At 66.9% G+C, this 19,048-nt stretch carries 17 protein-coding genes; 3 read left to right on the top strand and 14 right to left on the bottom strand.

The annotated features are described in order from the left end of the window. Nucleotides 1-14: 14 nt before the first annotated feature. The 13 genes from VHN57_RS16095 to VHN57_RS16035 all read right to left on the bottom strand — a co-directional run bounded on the left by VHN57_RS16095 (nucleotide 15) and on the right by VHN57_RS16035 (nucleotide 14,024). Complete coding sequence (locus tag VHN57_RS16095; RefSeq protein WP_278988632.1) at nucleotides 15-941, bottom strand: alpha/beta hydrolase; 927 nt, start codon at nucleotides 939-941, stop codon at nucleotides 15-17. Further along, on the bottom strand, nucleotides 941-1,378 hold the full coding sequence (locus VHN57_RS16090) for a hypothetical protein (protein ID WP_125997445.1): 438 nt from the start codon (nucleotides 1,376-1,378) through the stop codon (nucleotides 941-943). Before VHN57_RS16090 ends, VHN57_RS16095 begins: the two co-directional genes overlap by 1 nt. A gap of 3 nt (nucleotides 1,379-1,381) precedes the next feature. Continuing rightward, nucleotides 1,382-2,686, bottom strand: a complete 1,305-nt coding sequence (locus VHN57_RS16085; RefSeq protein ID WP_423284523.1) for a family 1 glycosylhydrolase — start codon at nucleotides 2,684-2,686, stop codon at nucleotides 1,382-1,384. A 24-nt stretch (nucleotides 2,687-2,710) separates the two neighbouring features. Next, complete coding sequence (locus VHN57_RS16080; RefSeq protein WP_278988313.1) at nucleotides 2,711-3,559, bottom strand: alpha/beta hydrolase; 849 nt, start codon at nucleotides 3,557-3,559, stop codon at nucleotides 2,711-2,713. Between the two features lie 70 nt (nucleotides 3,560-3,629). After that, nucleotides 3,630-5,837 (bottom strand): TonB-dependent receptor, encoded by a 2,208-nt coding sequence (locus VHN57_RS16075; RefSeq protein WP_423284521.1) that lies wholly within the window; start codon nucleotides 5,835-5,837, stop codon nucleotides 3,630-3,632. Nucleotides 5,838-5,872: 35 nt separating this feature from the next. Next, on the bottom strand, nucleotides 5,873-6,703 hold the full coding sequence (locus VHN57_RS16070; RefSeq protein ID WP_278988552.1) for a fumarylacetoacetate hydrolase family protein: 831 nt from the start codon (nucleotides 6,701-6,703) through the stop codon (nucleotides 5,873-5,875). Continuing rightward, the gene (locus VHN57_RS16065) at nucleotides 6,703-7,611 is read right to left on the bottom strand and encodes a VOC family protein (protein WP_278988554.1); all 909 of its coding nucleotides are present in this window, start codon (nucleotides 7,609-7,611) and stop codon (nucleotides 6,703-6,705) included. Before VHN57_RS16065 ends, VHN57_RS16070 begins: the two co-directional genes overlap by 1 nt. Then, nucleotides 7,608-8,036 (bottom strand): GlcG/HbpS family heme-binding protein, encoded by a 429-nt coding sequence (locus tag VHN57_RS16060; RefSeq protein ID WP_423284518.1) that lies wholly within the window; start codon nucleotides 8,034-8,036, stop codon nucleotides 7,608-7,610. Before VHN57_RS16060 ends, VHN57_RS16065 begins: the two co-directional genes overlap by 4 nt. Continuing rightward, entirely contained in the window at nucleotides 8,033-9,541 is a 1,509-nt protein-coding gene (locus tag VHN57_RS16055; RefSeq protein ID WP_423284516.1) for a bifunctional 3-(3-hydroxy-phenyl)propionate/3-hydroxycinnamic acid hydroxylase, read from the bottom strand. The genes VHN57_RS16060 and VHN57_RS16055 overlap by 4 nt, the downstream gene beginning before the upstream one ends. Before the next feature lie 16 nt (nucleotides 9,542-9,557). Next, nucleotides 9,558-10,793: an amidohydrolase family protein gene (locus tag VHN57_RS16050; RefSeq protein ID WP_278986839.1), complete on the bottom strand. Its 1,236-nt coding sequence runs from the start codon at nucleotides 10,791-10,793 to the stop codon at nucleotides 9,558-9,560. An 80-nt stretch (nucleotides 10,794-10,873) separates the two neighbouring features. Next, nucleotides 10,874-11,770, bottom strand: a complete 897-nt coding sequence (locus VHN57_RS16045; protein ID WP_010338918.1) for a LysR family transcriptional regulator — start codon at nucleotides 11,768-11,770, stop codon at nucleotides 10,874-10,876. A 42-nt stretch (nucleotides 11,771-11,812) separates the two neighbouring features. Continuing rightward, nucleotides 11,813-12,421, bottom strand: a complete 609-nt coding sequence (locus tag VHN57_RS16040) for a response regulator transcription factor (RefSeq protein ID WP_122928315.1) — start codon at nucleotides 12,419-12,421, stop codon at nucleotides 11,813-11,815. Next, complete coding sequence (locus VHN57_RS16035; protein WP_423284513.1) at nucleotides 12,414-14,024, bottom strand: sensor histidine kinase; 1,611 nt, start codon at nucleotides 14,022-14,024, stop codon at nucleotides 12,414-12,416. Before VHN57_RS16035 ends, VHN57_RS16040 begins: the two co-directional genes overlap by 8 nt. A 226-nt stretch (nucleotides 14,025-14,250) precedes the next feature. Between VHN57_RS16035 and VHN57_RS16030 the strand changes: the two genes are divergently transcribed. From VHN57_RS16030 to VHN57_RS16020, 3 genes are read left to right on the top strand one after another with little or no spacing between them, the layout of a single operon-like run. After that, nucleotides 14,251-15,339, top strand: coding sequence for a flagellin N-terminal helical domain-containing protein (locus VHN57_RS16030; protein ID WP_169861823.1), 1,089 nt, complete (start codon nucleotides 14,251-14,253; stop codon nucleotides 15,337-15,339). A 51-nt stretch (nucleotides 15,340-15,390) separates the two neighbouring features. After that, on the top strand, nucleotides 15,391-16,320 hold the full coding sequence (locus VHN57_RS16025; RefSeq protein WP_278986834.1) for a polysaccharide deacetylase family protein: 930 nt from the start codon (nucleotides 15,391-15,393) through the stop codon (nucleotides 16,318-16,320). 49 nt (nucleotides 16,321-16,369) lie between these two features. Next, a complete protein-coding gene (locus VHN57_RS16020; protein ID WP_278986832.1) occupies nucleotides 16,370-17,929 on the top strand; it encodes a right-handed parallel beta-helix repeat-containing protein in 1,560 nt (519 codons plus the stop codon). 50 nt (nucleotides 17,930-17,979) lie between these two features. Here the strand turns inward: VHN57_RS16020 and VHN57_RS16015 are convergent, their stop codons facing one another. Next, complete coding sequence (locus VHN57_RS16015) at nucleotides 17,980-19,005, bottom strand: zinc-dependent alcohol dehydrogenase (RefSeq protein WP_017500695.1); 1,026 nt, start codon at nucleotides 19,003-19,005, stop codon at nucleotides 17,980-17,982. Nucleotides 19,006-19,048: the final 43 nt, after the last annotated feature.

Genomic DNA, 19,048 nt, shown 5'->3' with positions numbered 1-19,048 from the left:
TATCCTTGAGACAATCAGCGGGCGGCGAGCAGGCCGCGCATATCCATCCAGGCGAGGAATTCGGGCAGCAGCAGCGCGGTCGTGGTGCCGGGCCGTCCGGTGCCAAAGCCATGATCGCCCCGTTCATAAGCGTGGAACTCAACCGGACGGCCGGCCTTGCGCCAGGCTTCGACGATGGCGAAGCCCTGCCCCTTGAACAGGCCGTCATCCATGGCGATGGCGTTGAACATCGGCGGCGCATCGGCCGGGACGGCGGGCGCCAGCATCGGGCCGTAAATATAGCCGATGAAGGCGGGGCGCTGGGCGGGTTTGCCCTCCAACACGGCGTTCAGGGTGGTCATCGCGCCAGCGGAAAAGCCGATCATGCCGATCCGGGCGGGATCGACATGGAAGCGGGCGGCATCGGCGCGGACCATGTCCAATGCCTTGAGCGCATCCTGGGTGGCGCGCGGTTCCTTCACCTCGGCCTGTGCGCCGGGCTTTGCGGCATCGGCGAAGCGCTGGCCCATGACGCCCAGAAAGGTGCGGTCGTCGCGGGGCGTTGCATTGAGGCGATATTTGAGGACGAAGGCGGCCACGCCATGGTCGGCCAGCCAGCGCGCGACGTCGCTGCCTTCACCGGTCATCGACAGCGAGAGGAAGGCGCCGCCCGGAGCGACGATCACCGCCGCGCCGGTCGCCTTGGCGGGATCGGGCAGATAGGGGGTGATGGTCGGCCGCACGACATTGCGGACCATGATATTGTCGATGCTGTTGGCGCCGATCTGGACATGCATGGTCGACCATTGTTCGTCAGCGCCCTTGGCCGGGACGGGCTGATCGGGCCAGAGCGGGATGGCATCGGCCTGATCGACCGGGGCGACCGGCGCCATCCGGACATCCTGCGCGGCGGCGGACGTGGCCGCCAGCAGCGCCAGCAGCGCGATCGTCGATCGGATCATCAGGCCATCCTCCTCATTGTCTTTTTCAGTACCAGGGTCGTGATCGCGGCGCCGAGCAGGCCGCCATAGAGCAGCTTGAGCACGAGCGCCGCGCCCCAGGCGATCGACGCATCGCCCCCGGCCTGTGCCAGCGCCGCGAGCGCGCCGCCGAGCACCGCCCCGACGAGGGCGCTGCCCAGCGCCCGCAAGATAATCGTCCGGACCGGAACGGCCAGCGCCAACCGCTTGCGGACGAGCAGGGCGGGCACCAGCGCGCTCATCAAAGCGACGGCGATGCTCTGCGGCACGAAGTCGATCGCCAGCGCGTCGGGCGCTGCCCAGCTGAGCGGCCGGACGGCCAGGCCGAAGATCCCCAGGAAGAAGGCGATGCTGAGCACGGCGTTGATGGCGAAGCCGATGGCGGCTTCGCGCCCGAGCGACAGGGACGGCGCGGCCATCGATCAGAGCGCGTTGCGGCGGGCGATCGCGCCATAGACGGCGGCGCTGGGCTTGGCCGTGCGGGCGAAGGTCACCGGATCGACGCTGTGCAGCCCGAATTTGGGCTTGTAGCCGAAGATCCACTCGAAATTGTCGAGCAGCGACCAGTGGCAATAACCCAGCACCGGCACGCCATCGTCGATCGCGGCCTTGAGCCCCGCCAGCGCTTCGGGAATGAACTTCGCGCGAACCGCGTCATCGTCGCTGCCCACGCCATGCTCGGACACCAGGATCGGCACGCCGGTCGCTTCATGGGCAAAGCGCACTGCGCCGCCGAGCGAGGGCGCCCAGACTTCGGTGCCGGACCAGTTGACGGCCGATCCCTTGGGCGCGGGCAGGCGGCCCTTGTCGCCCCACAGGGCGCGCTCATAATTCTGGACGCCGATGAAATCGTCGGCCTTCGCGATCTCCAGCCAGTTGCCGTAAAGCTGCTTGCGCATGGCATCGCGCACCGAATGGGCGCCGACCGCCTGATCGTCCATCAGCGCCAGCGAGAAACCGACCGGCAGGTCGCCGCGGACCGCCTTGATCGCGGCCTTGCCTGCCTTGTGCGCCGCTTCGAGGCCGGTCTGGAGCGCGGGCAGATCATCGAAGCCGGCGACATTGGCGCAGACATATTTGGGCACGCCCAACCGCTTGGCCGCGGTTTCCAGTGTCAGTTTCTGGATGTCCCACACCTGCGGCGGCAGCATGGGCTTCAGGAGTAGCAGGATATTGGGTTCGTTGAGGGTGATGGCGCTGGCGATGCCCTGGCCCAGCGCGCGCATCGCCTTGTCGCAATAGCGGGCGAAAAGCTGCGCGCTTTCCGGGTTGGTCCAGCCGCCCTGCGCGCTGAACCAGCGTGGCGCGGTGAAATGGCTGAAGGTGACGATCGGCGCCAGGCCGCGGGCATGGCAGCCGTCGATCACCGCCTTGTAATGATCGAGCATCGCCTGGGAGAAGAGCCCCTTTTCCGGCTCGATCCGTGCCCATTCGATGCCGAAGCGATAGGCATTGAGGCCCATGGCCTTGACCAGATCAAGGTCGGTTTCCCACAGGGCGAAACTGTTGCAGGCATCGCCCGACGGCTGGGAGAAGACGGTCGGCTGCTGATTTTCCACGAACCACAGGTCGCTGGCGATATTATTGCCCTCGACCTGATGCGGCGCGGTGGCCGCGCCCCAGTAGAAGCTCTTGGGGAAATTGGGGTTGGCGCTCTTGCGCGCGGCGATGGCGGGGGCGGCCATCAGCGCGGCGCCGGTAGCCAGAAGGGTGCGGCGATCCAGCATGTTCCGTCTCTCCTATTATAATTGTCAGGCAGTGGTTTCGCGCACGAAGGCGCAGATTTCTTGCGACAGCCGCCGGTCGGCGGTGCCCAGATGCACGGCCATGCTATAATGATTATGGCCCGACTGGATGAAGGCGCGCGGCATGGCGCCGTGGCGCGCCAGCCGGTCCTGCAACAGGCTCAGGAACTCGGCCTGGAAGCGGGGCGGGTCGAACTCGGCGCAGGCGATCAGCAGCGGCAGCTCGGTCGAAGCGATGGCTTCCAGCGGCATGCGCTCCGGGTAGAGCGAAGCCTCGCCATAATAGAGCATGTCGCGCGGATCGAGCGGGGTATAGCCGTAAAGACCCGACAGCAGCACGGCAGCGCGCACGGCGTCCGATCCGGCGAGTTTCAGATAGCCCGCGACATGGACGGCGCCGGCCGACGTGCCCATCAGGACGATGCGATCGGGGTCACCGCCATGCTCGGCGGCATGATCCTTGAGCCAGCCGACGACGGCCGCAACATCTTCCGCCCCGGCCGGCCAGCCATGGTCGGGGGCGAGGCGATAATTGATGACGACGCCCAGGAAGCCGGCCTGCGTCGCCATCCGGCCTACATTGGCATTGGGCCAGGCGTCGGCGCTGCCCTTGTCGCCTTTCAGAAAACCGCCGCCATGGACGAAGACCAGAATGGGGGCAGGGGCATCACCCTTGGGGGCATAGAGGTCGAGCCGGTGGCGGGCGTCCGGGCCATAGGCGATGTCCGCCTGCGTCACCGGGACCGCCGCCGCCAGCGCCGCCTGCTCGGCATCGAACAGCGCCCGGCACTGGCCGAGTATGTCCGGTCCCAGATCGGTGCCCAGTGCGGCGATGGCGTCCCTGATCGGCTTCATATGTCCCCTCTGGCCAGAAGGATTAGGAAAAAAGACGGGACGCCACCAGCGGCGCCCCGCCCCAGGAGGATCAGAATTTCGCGTCCAGGCTGATGCCGATCTGACGGAAGGACTGCGGACCATAGATGGCGCCGATATTGGCGGTGCCGTCGGACGGGAAGTCGCTCTGCATCAGCGAAGGCTCATGCACGTTGAACAGGTTGCGACCGAAGATCGCGACGCTGTAGCGATCATCATCGGTGCGCAGGCCGATGCGGCCACCGACCAGCCAGTGCGGGCGGAACGTCGTTTCCTCGCGCGAATTGGCTTCATAACGGATGCGCGACTTCCACACCGTATCCGCTGCCAGGAAGCCCTTCAGGCGGCTCGTGACCGGCGCTTCATATTCGCCCGACAGGGTGAACTTGTATTTGGGCGCATAGGCGAGCTGGGTGCCGCCGATATTGGTGCCGTCGGTGCCCAGATAACCGCCCGGATAGGTCGCCTTGGAATAGATGAAGCCGGTGTTGAGCGACAGGCCGTCAAAGACCTTGCCGAAGAAGCTGACTTCCGCGCCGCGCGATTTCACGCCGTCGATATTCGTCTGGGCGCAGGAAATGACGACATCCTCGACGGTGCATTGCTGCGCCTGGAAATTGTCGATCTTGCTGTAGAAGATGCTGAGATCCGCGACCCAGCCGCCGAACAGCGTGCTCTTCAGCCCCGCTTCGTAGGAGGTCGGGATTTCGGGCAGCACGACATAGGGATTGGCGCCGGTTGGCGTAGCGATCTGGCCGCCCTTGAAGCCGCGCGCGGCAGTCGCATAGACCATCATGTTGCGTGCCAGGTCATATTGCGCGCCAAACTTCCACGATGCCTTGGCGACATCCAGCACGGTGCTGGTGCCGACCGTGCCGAAAGTGTCGAGGGACAGGCGGTCGACCGTGTAGCGGCCGCCCGCGATCAGGCGCAGTGCCGGCGACAGGTGAAAGGTACCCTGGCCGAAGAAGGCGAGCGATTCATCCACCACCTTGTTGGCGTCGGTGGTCGTGCTGGCGATCGGGACGATGAAGTCTGGCAGGTCGAGCTGGACCGTCACGGTTTCCGCATCGCGCTTCTGCACCTGCTTCGAATAGAAGGCGCCGGCGGTATATTCGAAGAACTGGTCGGCGGGCGAACTAATGCGCAATTCCTGCGTGAACAGGCTGGTGCGGCGGTTCACCGGGGAGTTGTAGACTTCCAGCGCATGGGAGTCGGCACGGAACACGTTGCTGGCGGCGCCATAACCGGTCTCGGTCGATCCGCGATAGGCGGTCACCGACGTCAGGGTGAAAGGATCGGCCTCATAATCGAGCTGCAACGAGCCGCCATAGCTTTCCGAATGGCCGACATAATGGTCGCTGGTGCAATAGGTGCGATTGCCTTCGCCTGCGGTCACGCCGCAACTCGACAGTTCATCGGCGAAGTCGCTCTTGACGAAAGTGAAGAAGTCGCCGCCGTTGACGATCTTGCTCTTGGCATAATCGCCATTGAGGTTGACGGTGATCCGGTCGGTCGGCTCCCACAGCAGCCGGCCGCGCACGCCATAACGGTTGGTGTCGTTATAGTCGCCGGTGGTGGCGTTGCGGTTCGGCCCCTGGCGGAAATTGGTGACGCCCGACAGGCGCAGCGCGGCATTGGGGGCCAGCGGCACGTTGATCATGCCCTGCACGATCTGGTTGCCGAACTTGGACCCGGCGGTGCCGGCGTCGGACAGTTCGGTGCGGACGCGGGCGGCAAAGCCGGTCGGATCGGGCGCATTGGTGGTGATGTTGATGACGCCGGCCGATGTGGTGAGGCCGAACAACGTGCCCTGCGGCCCCTTCAGCACTTCGATCCGGCTGACGTCGAACAGGTCGGAGATATTGGCATTGCCCTGGCTCACCTGGTCGACGACCACGCCGACCGAGGCGACGGCGCCGGACGAGAAGGTCTGGGTGCCGATGCCGCGGATCGACCCGCCGCCGCCGGTATTCTGGCCCGGCGCCGACTGGATTTCCAGGCTCGGGGCGACGCGGTTGAGGTCGTTCATCGTGTTGACCTGCTGCCGTTCCAGCTGGGCGGCATTGGCCACGGTGATGGAGATCGGCACCTCGGTCACCTTCTCCGCCTTGCGCTGGGCGGTGACGATGATGTCGGAATCGTCCGCCGGCTGTGCCGCCTGTTCGGGCGCGGGCGCGTTCTGTGCGAAGGCCGGCGCGGCGATCGCGATGGCGCTCGCGCTGGCGAGGGCCGCAATGGTGATGTGAATGTTACGCATGGTCTGTCCTCCCCCGGTATGCGGGTTGATGATTGTTATTGTTCGTCGATGATGCGGTTGCTGAGCGTGCCGATGGTGCCGACGGTCACTTCGACCTTGTCGCCGGCTTTCATGTAGAGTGGCGGGGTGCGCTTATCGCCGACGCCGCCGGGCGTGCCGGTGGCGATCACGTCGCCGGGGCTCAAGGGCGTGAAGGCGGTCACATATTCGATGACCGTGGGAATATCCCAGATCATGTCGCTGACCGGCTGGTCCTGCACCAGTTCGCCATTGAGGCGGGTCTGGACGCGCAGCGCGGCAAGATCGTCAATCTCGTCGGGCGTCACCAGCGCCGGGCCGAAGCCGCCGGTGCCGGGAAAGGTCTTGCCCGGCGTGAACTGGATATTGTGGCGCTGCCAGTCGCGTGCGCTGCCATCGTTGAAGGCGGCATAGCCGGCGACATAATCCCAGGCGTCGGCGGCCGCGACCTTGTGCGCGGGCTTGCCGATCACCACAGCCAGTTCGCCCTCATAGTCGAACCGCTCGGTCACGGCCGGCTTCATCATCGGCTGGCCATCGGCGATCAGGCTGTCGGCATAGCGCACGAAGATCGCCGGATGCGCCTTCTGCTCGCGGCCGGTTTCCTTGACATGCTCGGCATAGTTGAGGCCGACGCACAGGATCTTGGCGGGATCGGGGATCACCGGCAGCAGCACGACATCGGCGGCGGCATAGGATGCGCCATCGGCCAGGCCCGACAGGCTGCCGTCGGTCAGCGCGGCCTTGAGGCTCGGCGCTGCATCGGTCGCCAGTTCGACGATCGTCTCGCCCTCGATCCGGCCGAAGCTGGGGGTGCCGTCGGGACGGCGGAAACTGACATAGCGCATCAGGCTTGTTCCTCGTTGATCAGGTCTATCGATTGGGCATCCCAGTCGCGGCGATGGCGGAATTTCTCTTCGGCGGCGCGCAGGCCGGCGAAATCCTTGTCGGACATGCCCCACTGGTCGATCCGGCCCTCGGGCCAGGTCCAGTCCTCTGGCGCGCCGGGCTGATAATCCTCGGCCACCTTTTCCACGGCGGTCGAAAATTCGATGACCGGGCCAAAGGGGGCGATGAAATAGGCAAAGACATTGGCGCCCGGACCATGGCGGCCCGGCCCCCAGGCTGGCACCATGCCATGGTCGCGCAACCGGCCGATACCGCGCATCACCGCGTCCATGTCCGCCATTTCGAACGCAATATGGTTGAGGCTGGAAAAGCCGGCGCGGGCGAAGGCGGTCGAATGGTGCGAGTCGTTGCAGCGCACGAACACCATGCCCTTGGTCCGGTCCGACACGCGAAAGCCCAGCGCCTGCTCGACCAGATGGCCGGTTGCCTCCGCATCGGCGCTGTTGAAGACGACATGGGTCAGCTTCACCGGCAGGTCGGCGCCCGCGATCGGCGCGACTTCCTCGGCATCGACCAGGAAGCGGAGCAATTCGCCCTCGGCCAGTTCGACGATGATGCCATGGCCGCCGCCCGGATCTTCCGAAATGACCGGCGTCGCAGGCAGGCCGGCGGCGCTGACGCTGCGCTTCAACTGCTCCAGCCGCTCGGCGGTGCAGACGAAGGTCGTCGAGCGGACATAGGCATCGGCCGATTCCGCCAGCGCGACCAGATAGGGATAGCTGCCCGACCCGCGCAGATAATGGGTTTCGCCTTCGATCGCCGCCGGCGCCATGCCCCAGATGTCGGTCAGGAAGGCGGCGGCCTCTGCCGCATGGGGCAGCGCCAGTTCGATGCTGCGCAGCTTCATTTTTTGTCTCCGTGGAAAAGTCCGGCGGCCTGAATGCCGGCGATGGCGCAGGCCTCGTCGCATTCGCCGGTATCGCCGCTGATGCCGACCGCGCCGATCAGCGCGCCGTCTGTATCGCGGATGAGCACGCCGCCGGGCGAGAAGGCCATCTGGCCGGTGGCGGCGGCGATGCTCTGGAAAAAGACAGGGTTGGACGCGGCGCGGGTGGCCAGCACCCGCGTATCCGCGCCCATCCCCAGCGCACCCGAGGCTTTGGCCTTCGCGATGTCGAAACGGAACAGGCTGGCGCCATCCTCGCGGGCAAAAGCGACCGGATGGGCGCCGGCGTCGAGCACGACGACGGCCAGCGGCTGGGCACCATCGGCGCGCGCCTTGGCAAGCGCGGCGTCGATGATGGCACGGGCCTGGGCGAGCGAGAGGGTCATGCGGCAATCTCCTGCCGGGCGGTGCCGGCGATCAGCGCGTTGCGCCGGGCGATCAGCTCTGCGGGCGCGCCAGTGCCGAAGACATAATGGTCGGGGCGGACCAGCACCGCCTCGGCGCCGCGCGCTTCGAGCCAGTCGGCGACATGGCCGTCATCGCCCAGCTCCGCCACATCGACGACGGTCACGTCGCCGCCCGCAACCGGCTGGCGGGTGAACAGGCGCCAGCCATCACCGGTCACATCGTCCAGCAGCCGGTCGCCGACGCGCGGCTGGATGAAGCGCTCGCCCGCACCCGGCGTGCCGGTGGCGATGATGCCGGTGGCGATGGCGGGGATCAGATCGGCGGCCGTGCCGCTCTGGGCGCCCTTGGCGGCTTCACGCAGTTGATGGTCGCGCGCGGCGGCGGCGTCGGGGTCGAGCACGCAGATATAGCGGCCCGCGCCCACGGCGGCGGAGATGACGGCGCGGACATGGGGATCTCGCTCGGGCTGATAGCTGTCGAGCAGCGTTTCGGGCGCCTTGCCCGCCAGCACCAGCTCCAGCTTCCAGGCCAGGTTCGCGGCATCGCGCAGGCCATGGCACATGCCCTGGCCGAAAAAGGGCGGCGTCTGGTGCGCGGCATCGCCGGCCAGGAAGACGCCGCCCTGCCGCCACCGCTCGGCGATCAGGCCATGGAAACGATAGGTGGCGGCGCGCACCACCTGGTGCGGCACGCCGTCGAGATAAGGGGCTACCAGCGCGGCCACGGCGTCTGGCTGCATCATCGCCTGATCGTCTTCGCCGGGCAGCAGCATGAATTCCCAGCGGCGATGATTGCCGCGCCCCGGCACGATGGTGGCCGGGCGCTTGGGATCGCACATCATCACCGACAATTTCTGCAGGTCGGCCGCTTGCGGCACGCCCCACAGGTCGGGGAAGCGGACCGGGCCATCGACCTCGGCATCGACCACCAGCCAGGGTTCCTCGAAGTCCAGATCATCCAGGCCGATGTCGAGCGCCTTGCGCACCGCGCTGCGGGCGCCGTCGCAGGCGACGACATAGCGGGCGCGGACCTGCTCCTCGCCGGCGTCCGACCGCAGCGTCAGCGTGACGCCCTCGTCGTCCTGCGCCAGCGCCTCGAACGCGGTGCCCAGCGACAGCTCGACATTGGGATAGACGTCCAGCGCATCGCGCAGATGATCTTCCAGTTCGGGCTGGTAGAAGAAATAGTCGTTGGACCAGCTATAGGGGCGGGGGCGGCCGACCGTGCCCATGTAGCGGATCACGCCATGATCGGCGCCGACATGCAGATGCCCCTCGGTATCGCGCATGTCCGGGACGACCCGGTCGATGACGCCGGCCGACTGGAACAGGCGCATCATCTCATGGTCCAGATGGACCGCGCGGGGCAGGGGATAGGGGTTGGCCTCGCGCTCGATCACCAGGACCGAGACGCCCGCTTTCCCAAGTAAATTGGCCGCAAAGGCCCCCACCGGCCCGCAGCCGATGATCGCAACGTCGAACATGAAAGCGTCTTTCCGGTCAGACCGTCAGGGGCTCGGGCACGGGGGATTTGTGCATCCGCCCGCCCAGCATGATCATCTTGATGTTGGCCGCATCCTGCAGCAGGCGGACGTCCTTGGTCGGATCACCCTCGACCAGCAGCAGGTCGGCGAGATAGCCCGGCTTCACCTGGCCGACGGGCTGGTCCATCAGCTCGCCGCCCAGCATGGTGGCGGCATGCAGCGCCTCGGCCGGGGTGAAGCCATAATAGGTGACGAAATGTTCCAGGTCGCGGGCGTTGCGGCCATGGGGGTTGAAGGGAAAGCCATAGTCGCCGCCGGGCAGGACGCGCACGCCGCGCGCCTTCAATTTGGGCACCAATGTCTTTTCCAGTTCCAGCCGCTCGGCCGCGCTCGCCTTCATCGACGCCATATTGATATGGGGCGGCGGATTGGCCTCCAGCGCGGCGACCGATACGCCGGGGCCGGGGGCGTAGAAGATGGCGTCCTTCTTCGCCGCCATGGCGTCGACCGCCGCGTCATCGGCGAAGGAGCAATGATAGAGGATGCGGGCGCCGGCTTCGAGCGCCAGATTGATGGCGCGCGGGCTATAGGCATGGGTGGCGATCCACAGGCCCGCTTCCTTCGCCGCCTCGCCGGCCGCGATCATTTCCGCGTCGGTGTAGAGAATGTCCTGCGACGATCCGGGCTTGAGCGCATCCTCGCCCGAAATCACCAGCTTGAGCGACTTGACGCCCTCCGCCGCGCAATAGGCGACGAAGGCGCGCATCGCTTCGGGCCCCCGCCCGTTGAACACATCGCCGGTTTCGACCCCTTCCTCGCCTTCCGGGCTGCGCTCCAGCGTGGAGGGCACCAGGCGCGGGCCGGGGGTTTCGCCGGCCGCTATGGCGCGGGCGAGTTCCGGTTCGATCTGGTCGCCCAGCGCGCCGGCCGAATAGAGACTGGTATAGCCATGGTCGAGCAGCACGCGGGCATTGCGCCAGGCGGCGACCTTCAGTTCCTCGGGCGGCAGGATGAACTGATGATAGATTTTCTCGACCGAGCTGCCCCAGGTCAGATGGGTATGGGCGTCGACCATGCCGGGCATCAGCGTCGCGCCATGGCCGTCGATCACCATGTCGGCCTGCGCCGCGTCGATCGCGGCTTCGTCGCGCAGAATGTCGGCGATGCGATCGCCCTCGATCATGACCGCGCCGGGGAAGGGCGCACTGCCGGTCCCGTCGAAAATCGCAATATTGCGGATCAGCTGCCGCACGAGGGCTCTCCCGAAGTCTCTTGTTGAATGCCCTTATGCGCCGAATTTATACGCAAGAATAATAATGATTTTTGGGAACATCATAGCTTAGAGCTATGGATCATGATGTCCAGCAGCGCCTCGCCCAGTCGCGACAGGCGGGCATCCTTCAGCTTGCGGATGCCGATGCTGCGCTGGAAGGTCGCTTCGCGGATCGCGATCGCGCGCAGCACGCCGATCGACAGTTCGGCCGCCGCCACCTTCATCGGCAATATGGTCAGCCGGCTGCTGTTCCGCACCATCGCTTTGGTCGTCAGCAGGGAGTCGCATCGGATCACATCCTGGGGCACCGGCACGCCCGCCGCCATGAACAGCGCGTCGATCTGCCGGCGAAAGGCGCCCCGCGCCTCCGGCAGCACCCAGCGCTTGGCCATCATGTCGCGCAGCGACACCTCGGCCGGCAGATGGTCGTTGCGGCGCCCGACCACCAGCGCGAAGGGATCCTGCGCAAAGGTGATTTCCTCGATCCCCTCGGGCGGCTCCTCCAGCCCCGTGGTGACGAACGCCAGTTCGATCTCGCCCCGGTGCAGCATGTCGGCCAGGTCATGGTCGGGCCGTTCCACCGCATGCAGCGCGAAATGGCCCATCTTGTCCTCCAGCCGTCGCACCGCGTCGGGCAGCAGGCTGACGAGCGCACCCGGCGTGCCGCCGACGCGGAGCGGGCCGGTCACGCCCGCGCGCGCCAGCCGCAATTCCTCTTCCGCGCCGCTGATCAGGCTGTCGACCGCCTCCGCCCGGCGCAGCAGCACCTCGCCCTCCGGCGTCAGGCTGATGCCGCTGCGCGACCGGGCGAACAGGGCCGCGCCGACCGACTGTTCCAGCTGCGCGATCGCATTGGACACCGATGGCTGGGAGATGTTGAGCAGCCGGGCGCCGCCGCTGATCGAGTTGGCACGGCAGACGGCGAGGAAGGTGCGAAGCGCGCGGGGATCGATCATCGGCCTAGATAGCCCGACCATCGCCACGCACAACAAGACAATCTAGCCCTCGGTGCCGCTTGCCTCCCGCACCAGGGCAATCAGGGCGGCGGGACTGCTGGCGCCGGTCTTGGCGACGATCGCGGCGCGATGATCCTCGATCGTCTTGGGGCTCAGCGACAGGGCGGCGGCGACCATCTTGTTGCTCATCCCCTGGGCCAGGCAGTGCAGCACCTCGCGCTCGCGCGGGGTCAGCGGAGCCAGCCGAGCCAGCGCCCCGCGCCGCTGCCGGCTCCAGCGTGCGCCCTCCGCCACGGCGGCCAGCAGCCGCCCCTCGTCGATCGGCTTTTCCAGATAGTCGAGCCCGCCATAGCGGCGCACCGAATCCACCGCGCTGCTGGTGGTCGGCCAGGCGGTCATGAAGATGATCGCCACCGCCGGATCCTGCGCCCGCATCCGCTCGGCAAAGGCAAAGCCGTCCATGTCCGCCATCATCACGTCGGTGACCAGGCAATGGGCCGGCTCGTCGGCCTGGGCGCGCAGCATCGCGCGGGGCGTGTCGAACGCCTGGGTGCGATAGCCATGCCGGCCCAGCAGCCGCGCCACCGCCCGGCCCAGATCAGGGTCGTCATCGACCACATGGATGATGGCGGGATCGGCCGGGTCAGTCATGGCTGGGCTCCGTGCGGGGCAGGGACAGGCTGGCACGCGCGCGGCCCTGCGCGATGTCGCGGGTCAGCGTGCCGCCATGGGCGTCGGCGATGGCGCGCGCCACCAGCAGGCCGATGCCCATGCCGCCATAGTCGGGGGTGGGGGACGGGACCGGGTTGGCGACATGGATCGTCACCTGATCGGCCCGGCTTTCCACGGCGATTTCGATGGTCGATCCGGGCGCCGCCAGCATCGCGTTGCGCAGCAGGTTGAGCAATATCTGTGTCAGTTCGATCTCATGCCCGGTGACCTGCAAGCGCGCATCCATCGGCGGCAGGCTGATGGTGCAGCCCAGGCTGCGCGCCTCGCCGCCGACCATGCCGGCACAGTCGCGCAGCATCTGGCCGACGATGATCGGCGATGGCTCGTCGACCGCGCGCCCGCCAAAGCTGCGCAACCGCCGCACCATGTCGGCCAGCAAAGCCGCCTTGCGATCGACCAGTTCGATGCTCTCGCGCATCTCGGCCAGGTCGGGCTGCGGATCGCGCGACAGGGCGGACAGATGCCGGGTCTCGATCGCCAGCGTCGACAGCGGCTGGCTGATCTCGTGAATGATTGCCACCGACATGGCGCGCAGCGTCTTGAGCCGTTCGGCCTGGAACAGGATGCGGTCGCGCCGGGCGATATCCTCGCGGGCGCGGATCTGCGCCTCGGCAAAGCTGCCGGCCAGATAGGTGGCGATCGCCATGGCGGCGAGACCCATGTGCAGCGCGAAGCGGGTGGCGCTGGCCGACAATGGTGCCGACCAGGGCAGGATGATCGCGGCCGACAGGATGATCGCGATCCAGGCGCCCAGCCGGCCGCAGCGCAGCCCCACCCAGATCGCACCGATCAGCACCGGCGTGACCGCGATCTGGGGTTCGACCCGCGCCAGCCCCCAGGCGAGCAGCCAGGCAAAGACGAAGACGGCGGCCGCCTCGACCGCGCGCCCGCGCCCGATCTGCATCAGCCGCCGGGCTTCTTCATGGCGGGTGCCGATCCACAGCAGGGGCGGCGCGACCAGCAGCACGCCCAGCAGGTCGCCGACCAGGAAGGCGGCGATGGTGGTGGCGACTGGCTGGGTCGGCAGGGTGCCGGACACGCCGGGCCACAGCCATTCCCAGAAACCCGCGGTGAAGGACACCAGCGTCGGCGCCAGCACCGCGGCCAGGCCGAAGGGCATCGGCGCGATCGCCAGTTCGGACCGGCTGCGCCGTTCGATGAAGCGCACCAGCGCGATCATCAGGCCATAGGCGGCGGGCGCGCGCGCCACCCCGCCCAGCTGGTTGAGAAATTCGGGACCGCCCCACATGACCGTGCCGGTCAGCAACTGGATCACGCATTCCTCGACGATCAGGACCGGCGTGAAGCGCGCGCCGATCCGCCACAGCAGCGCCAGCCGCACGCCGGCGGCGGGATACCAGAGGCTGAAGAAATGGGCGCCGCCCCACGGGCTGGCCGCCATATGCGCCAGCTTGAACGCGAAGGGATAGGCCAGCAGCAGCGCCACCAGCCGCCAGTCGATGGCGCGTGCCTCCAGGCGAAAAGGGCGCGGCCGGGCGCTCATGGGGGACAGGGTGGCCATGGCCCTGTCCTAGCCTGGATCACCCGCCTGCCAAGCCGGGAAATTCCCTGCCGTTTCAATCTTATCCGGGAATTAACCGGATAGGCCGGGCGCTGTGACGCGGCCATCACGGGGACGACCGTTTGGGGGCAACGCCTTTCGGTTGCCGGGCGGCGCATTGCGACCCGTGTCGCCCGGCCCCACAGACGCCGGCATCTTCCTGCCTGGCATGGATGGAGGACATCCCATGAGCGTGATCGGAACCAACAGCGCGGCGCTGCGCGCGCAGCGGGCGATCGAGGCGGCCACCAAGGCCCAGGGCCAGGCAAGCGAGAAATTGTCGACCGGCAAGCGGATCAATTCGGCCAAGGATGATGCGGCCGGCATGGCCATCGCCCAGACCATGACCAGCCAGTTGCGCGGCATGGAAGTGGCCAAGCGCAACGCCGCCGACGCCATATCGCTGACCCAGACCGCCGAAGGCATATTGGGCGAGGTCCAGAACAGCCTGCAGCGGATGCGCGAATTGACGCTCCAGGCGGCCAATGGCGTCAACCGGCCGGAGGATCGCGCCGCGCTCCAGACCGAAATGGACCAGACTGTCGCCCATATCAACGCGCTGCTGCAGAACAGCGAGTTCAACGGCGTGAACCTGTTTTCCAACACCGCGCAGGGTGTCGCAGCCCGCGATTATAATGCGGATGGCGATCTGCTCGATATCCACGGCCCCTACAATTATCGCAACGAACTCGACCACAGTGCCGGCAGCACCGTCATCAATGTCCAGGCGGGCGCCAATGCGACGGACAATGTCGCCATCACCCTGCCGACCCTGCGCAGCAACAGCGACGATTTCACCCTGCTGGGCACCGACCTGTCGGTTGGTGGCACGATGCGCTTCGTGGGAATCAGCAATATCGACCTGACCCTGGACTATGATGTCGGTGTGGCTGCTGTGGAGCGCACCAATGATCTTGGTGGATTTGGCTGGATGGACCCGGAAGGCTATGTCGCCTTCACCGATTCCGACTATAAATCCTACGCCCAGATCGGCGTGACCGCGCAGCAGGGGCTGGCGGTGATCGACGCGGCGCTGGCGCAGATTTCGACCGCCCGCGTCAATCTGGGCGCGGCGCAGAGCCGGCTGGAATCCATCTCCAGCCAGCTCGACACCAATATCGTCAACCTCACCGACGCTCGCTCGCGGATCGAGGATGCGGACTTCTCCACCGAATCCACCGCCCTCGCCAAGAGCCAGATCCTGTCGCAGGCGGCAACGGCGATGCTGGCCCAGGCCAATGCCCGGCAACAGGATGTGCTGAAACTGCTCGAATGATCCGCGCGGCCGGGCTAGGACCGCTGCGGACATTCAGCGGGAGAGGCGGAGATGATGAAGCGGGCCATGGCCCTTTGCCTGCTGCTGGGCAGCGCAGCGGCGGCACAGGCGGGCGATCCGCCCCGGTTCGATGTCGCGATCACGGTCGATGATCTGCCCGCCCATGGCCAGTTGCCGCCCGGCACCACCCGCGCCGATATCGCCCGCCGCTTCCTGGCGACGCTGAAGGCGCATCATGTCGCGGAGGCCTATGGCTTCGTCAATGCACGCGGGCTTGCGGAGGATCCGGCGTCGGACGCGGTGCTGACGCTGTGGCGCCAGGCGGGCTATCCGCTCGCCAACCATAGCTACAGCCACCTCAATCTCGACGGCGCGCCCTCGCTCGATGCCTGGCAGGCGGACGTGATCGCTGGCGAGCCGGCGCTGGAACAGCATATGGGTAAGGGGGACTGGCACTGGCTGCGCTTCCCCAACCTGTCGAGCGGCAAGGATGCGACCCGCCATGACGGCGCCGCCGCCTTCCTGAAACAGCGCGGCTATCGCATCGCCAGCGTCAGCCTGGCTTTCGAGGACTGGGATTATAGCGACGCCTATGCCCGCTGCCGCGCGCAGGGCGACGATCGCATGATCGCGGCGATGAAGCGTCACTATCTGGCTGTCGTCGATCAGGCGATCGCGCGGGCAAAGGCCAATGCCCAGCGCGTCCATGGCAGCCCGATCCCGCATGTGCTGCTGCTCCATGTCGGCGCCTGGACCGCCGACACCCTGCCCGATGTCATGGCCCGGCTCGATGCCGCCGGCGCGCGCTATATTCCGCTGGCACAGGCGGAGGCCGACCCGGCCTATGCCCAGGCCGAAGCCCTGCCGGGCGGCGGCGGCATCATCGAACGGGTGGCGCAGGCGCAGGGCATCGCTCTCCCCGCCGATAGCGCGCCTGCATCCGAAATCGACCTGCGCCAGGCCTGCCGCGCGCCCGGCTGAGGCGACTTCACCTTGCATTCAGCGCGCGACCGATAGAATGGCGCGCAATATGATCATGGGTAAAAGCCGGCATGGCCGGGCGCTGACAATCTTCCTGCCTTTCCTGGTCCTGACCGCGGGTGCGACATCCGCGGCGCAGGCGACGACCTATTATGTCAACAGCGCCACCGGCAATGATCGCGCCGCCGGCACCACTGCCGACCAGCCCTGGCGCAGTCTGGCGCGGGTGCGCGACTATCCGCTGATGCCCGGCGATCAGGTGCTGCTGATGGCCGGATCGCGCTGGCAGGAGCCGCTCACCATTACCCGCTCGGGCCGCTCCGGCGCGCTGATCAGCGTTGCCGCCTTCGGCGCTGGCGCACGGCCGCGCATCGACGCCGGCGGCGTTTCGCCCCATGGCGTGGGCGTCATCAACGCCGAATATGTCAGCGTCAGCGGGCTGGAAGTCACCAACGACAATCCCGCCCCGGCCCAACGCTTCGGCGTGCTGGTCTCGGCGGTCGACCGGGGCGTGACGCGCGGCATCCGCATCAGCGACATGTATATCCACGACGTGCGCGGCGTGAATGATCGCAAGGATAATGGCGGCATCGTCTTCAGCGCGACCGGCAAGAAGCTGCCGACCCGCTTTCAGGATCTGGTGATCGAACGCAATATCGTCTGGAAGGTCGACCGGTCCGGCATTGCCGGCATTGCCGACCGGATCAGCGCCAGGGACTGGTTCCCCAGCGAAAAGATCGTGATCCGCGACAATCTGGTCGAGGATATTGGCGGCGACGGCATCGTCCCGCGCGGCACCGACGGCGCGCTGATCGAACATAATATCGTGCGCTATGCCGGTGCCCGAGCACCCGGCTATAATGCCGGCATCTGGCAGTGGAGCACCGACAACAGCCTGATCCAGCTCAACGAGGCCGCCTATACCCGCACCCGCTATGACGGGCAGGGCTTCGACAGCGACTTCAATTCGCGCCGCACGACATTGCTCTACAATTACAGCCACGACAATGCCGGCGGCTTCCTGCTGATCTGTTCGCCCGGCCGCAACGACAAGGATAATCTGGGCAATCGCGGCACCGTCGCGCGCTACAATGTCAGCCGCAACGACGCGCTGCGCATCTTCCAGCTCGCCGGCAATGTCTCCGACGTGCTGGTGGAGAAGAATGTGATCCATGTCGGCAAGGGCATGGATGTGCAGATGGTGGTGGCGACCAACTGGGATGGTTGGGCACAGGATGTCCGCATCGTCGAAAATGACTTCAAGGTCGCCGGCACCGCCCGCTATGGCAGCGAGAGCGGCCGGTCCGGCCCCGATTATCTCATCAAGGCGGGCTTCGCCCCGGCCCAATTTATCCGCTTCCGCGACAATCGCTACTGGGGCAGCCATGTCGACCTGCCGGCCGAGGCGGCGGGCGACGTGATCCCGCCCTATCTCGATCAGCCCGCCGACTGGCAGGTGCCGGTGTTCGACCCGGCCAGGGCAGAGGGCTTTCCCGAATTCATGGCCCGGCACCGCGCCTGGATGCTGGCCATGTTGCAACGCGAACTGGGCCAGGCGGTGCAGCCGCGCCAGCCGCGCCGCATCTCCATCTTCGAAGCGCGCCGTTGACCGCTGGCGCGGGCGGCATGCACCGCCCGTGCCCGGCCGTCACCCGCCCGTTACAGGGTGAGCGAGATGCGCCCGTCCACCTTGCCGGCGCGCAGTTCGTCCAGCACGGCGTTCACATCATCGAACGGCCGGGGCGTCACATGCGCCTTCACCTTGCCCTCGACCGCGAAGGCGATCGCTTCGGCCAGGTCGCGCCGGGTGCCGACGATCGATCCGCGCACGGTCACGCGCTTGAGCACCACGTCGAAGATCGGCGTCGGGAAATCGCCCGGCGGCAGGCCGACCAGGCTGACGGTCGCGCGCCGGCGGGCGCAGGCGATCGCCTGGGCAAAGGCGGGGGGCGACACCGCCGTCACCAGCACGCCATGGGCGCCGCCGCCGGTCGCATTCTGCACTTCCGCCACGACATTGTCGGCCCGCGCATCCAGCGCCAGGTCCGCGCCCAGCGACCGGGCCAGCTCCAGCTTGCTCTCGCCAATGTCCAGCGCCACGACATGCAGGCCCATCGCCTTGGCATATTGCACGGCGACATGACCCAGCCCGCCGACGCCGGAAATGGTCACCCATTCACCCGGCTTCGCCTCGGTTTCCTTCAGCCCCTTGTAGACGGTGACGCCCGCGCACAGGATCGGCGCCATCGTCACGAAATCGACACTGTCGGGCAGGCGGCCGGCAAAGGGCGCGCTGGCGATCGCATATTCGGCATAGGTGCCGTTGACGCTGTAGCCGGTATTATGCTGCCGCTCGCACAGCGTTTCCCAGCCGGTCTCGCAATATTCGCAGGCGCGGCAGGCGTCGTGCAGCCAGGGGATGCCGACGGCGTCGCCTTCCTTCAGGTCGGTGACACCCGCACCCAGTGCCACGACATGGCCCACGCCCTCATGGCCGGGGATCAGCGGCAGGGTCGGCTTCACCGGCCAGTCGCCATCGATTGCGTGCAGATCGGTATGGCATACGCCACTGGCGACGATCTTCACCAGCACCTCGCCAGGCCCCGGCTCGGGTATCGCTATCTCCTCGATCGTCAGCGGCGCCTTGAACGTCCTGGCAATCGCGGCTCGCATGGTCGTCGGCATGATTTCCTCCTTCTTCTGCGGCTGTTGGACTGTGGATAATGGC

The organism is Sphingobium salicis subsp. salicis (assembly GCF_049472635.1).
GTDB classification, from domain to species: domain Bacteria; phylum Pseudomonadota; class Alphaproteobacteria; order Sphingomonadales; family Sphingomonadaceae; genus Sphingobium; species Sphingobium yanoikuyae_A.
The sequence above is the reverse complement of the archived record's forward strand: the minus strand, read 5'-3'. Positions and strand labels throughout refer to the sequence as shown.